Raw genomic sequence first — 2,319 nt, 5'->3', positions numbered from 1 at the left:
TGTTTTGAGCTGACTTCGTCAGTTCTATCTGCAACCTCAAGACAGTGTTTTGAGCTAACTTCGTCAGTCTTATCTACAACCTCAAGACAGTGTTTTGAGCAGCCTGCAGCTAGCTTCCTAGTTTGCTCTTTGATTTTCATTGAGTATTAGTTCAATATCTGAAAAAAAGAACCTTGCAAAGCAAGATTCTTTTAGTGTCTGACTTAAATAATTGTTCTTCTGGGAACTAAATCGAATTAAGCTTCGATTTCTGTAACCATACCTGAACCAACAGTACGTCCACCCTCACGGATAGAGAATGTAGTACCTTGTTCTACGGCGATTGGGTGGATCAACTCAACGTCGATTGTCACGTTATCACCAGGCATTACCATTTCAGTACCTGCTGGAAGTTCGATTGAACCTGTAACGTCAGTAGTACGGAAGTAGAATTGTGGACGGTAGTTGTTGAAGAATGGAGTGTGACGTCCACCCTCTTCTTTAGTAAGGATGTAGACTTCACCTTTGAATTTAGTGTGTGGGTTGATTGAACCTGGTTTAGCGATAACTTGTCCACGTTCGATTTCATCACGTTGAACACCACGAAGAAGGACACCTACGTTATCTCCGGCAAGACCTTCGTCAAGTTGTTTACGGAACATTTCAACACCAGTAACAACTGCTTTTTGAGTTTCTTCTTTGATACCAACGATTTCGATTTCGTCGTTGACTTTAACGATACCACGGTCGATACGTCCTGAAGCAACTGTACCACGTCCAGTGATTGAGAATACGTCTTCGACTGGAAGAAGCAATGGTTTGTCAGTGTCACGTTCTGGTTCTGGGATGTACTCATCAACTGTGTTCATCAATTCCATAACGATGTCTTCGTATTTAGAGTCACCTTCAAGAGCTTTAAGAGCTGAACCTTGGATAACTGGAAGATCGTCACCTGGGAAGTCGTATTCTGACAATAGGTCACGGATTTCCATTTCAACCAATTCAAGCAATTCTTCGTCGTCTACCAAGTCAACTTTGTTCATGAAGACGATAAGGTGTTTAACACCAACCTGACGTGAAAGAAGGATGTGCTCACGAGTTTGTGGCATTGGTCCGTCAGTTGAAGCTACTACAAGGATAGCACCGTCCATTTGAGCGGCACCAGTGATCATGTTTTTAACGTAGTCCGCGTGTCCTGGAGCGTCGATGTGAGCGTAGTGACGTTTTTCAGTTTCGTACTCAACGTGCGCAGTGTTGATTGTGATACCGCGTTCGCGTTCTTCTGGAGCAGCATCGATAGACGCATAGTCTTTAGGTTGGTTAACTGATGAAGGCAAGCGACGTGCCAAAACAGTTGTGATAGCTGCAGTTAGGGTAGTTTTACCGTGGTCAACGTGTCCGATAGTACCAATGTTAACGTGTGGTTTACTACGATCGTATTTTTCTTTTGCCATTTGAGTAAAAGCCTCCAATAAAATATATTTTATAGATAGACAGTAGGCAATACAGTCTAACTTTCCTTACTATTTTATCAAATTTCAGCTAAATTGCAAGTGTTTTACAACGTTTTTGTGAATTATTCTTGGTAAAAATTTAACTGAAAGTTCTATAATGAAGTTAGCCACCCAGCCCTCCTAAAAATTAGATGGTTCAACTAGCTGATAGCTAGCCCTCGATTTCATTTGATAAGAGGCTTGATGCTGTTAGGCTGACAAGCCAAGGCTAAGATTAGCCTTGGTTTAGCTGACAAAACTGCTTCAAGGGTTCCTCTTGTCAAATGAAAGCTCTTCTAGGCATAAGAAAACACCTCTGTGTTATACTTGTTGTTCAATCACAAACACAAGAAAGGCACAGAGATGCAAAACCATTATACTACAAAAGCCAAACATTTGACAATCGATAGCCGTCGCTTAATCGAACGATGGAAAAAGGAAGGGAAATCAAATAGAGAAATCGCCTCTTTACTTGGAAAAGCTCCTCAAACTATCCATACTGAAACAAGCGTGGGACAGTCCGACAATGTCTTGGAAAAGGGCGCTTTAAAGAGGTTTATTCTGCCGACTATGCTCAACAGTCTTATGAAAATAATCGCAAGCGCTCGGTCAAGAAATCAAGATTGAACAAGGAGCTGAAGGAAAAGATTCTCCACTATCATAACCAAAAGGTTTCGCCTGAAATGATGGTCAAGGCTAAGGGCGTTAACGTGGGAATTTCTACCATCTACTACTGGATCCATCATGGAAAATTAGGATTGTCAAAACAGGATCTGCTCTATCCTAGAAAAGGAAAAGCGCTTAAGAAACAAGCTAGCACCAATTTTAAACCCCCTGGTCAATCTAT

The 2,319-nt window shown here is 41.5% G+C and carries 1 protein-coding gene and 1 pseudogene; one reads left to right on the top strand and one right to left on the bottom strand.

Annotated elements, in window-relative coordinates; translation table 11 throughout:
- Positions 1–236: 236 nt before the first annotated feature.
- Entirely contained in the window at positions 237–1,433 is a 1,197-nt protein-coding gene (gene tuf, locus HT693_RS06415) for an elongation factor Tu (protein ID WP_001040724.1), read from the bottom strand.
- A 402-nt stretch (positions 1,434–1,835) separates the two neighbouring features.
- Between tuf and HT693_RS06410 the strand changes: the two are divergent.
- Positions 1,836–2,319, top strand: a pseudogene (locus tag HT693_RS06410) (helix-turn-helix domain-containing protein); the annotation flags it as partial.

The organism is Streptococcus sp. 2154, assembly GCF_013277255.1.
GTDB classification, from domain to species: domain Bacteria; phylum Bacillota; class Bacilli; order Lactobacillales; family Streptococcaceae; genus Streptococcus; species Streptococcus pseudopneumoniae.
Note: the sequence above shows the minus strand (reverse complement) of the source record. Positions and strands in the feature narration are given on the sequence as shown.

Bases quoted from the DNA above. Each gene is read 5' to 3' on its own strand.
- tuf (WP_001040724.1), bottom strand. From the start codon at position 1,433: ATGGCAAAAGAAAAATACGATCGTAGTAAACCACACGTTAACATTGGT.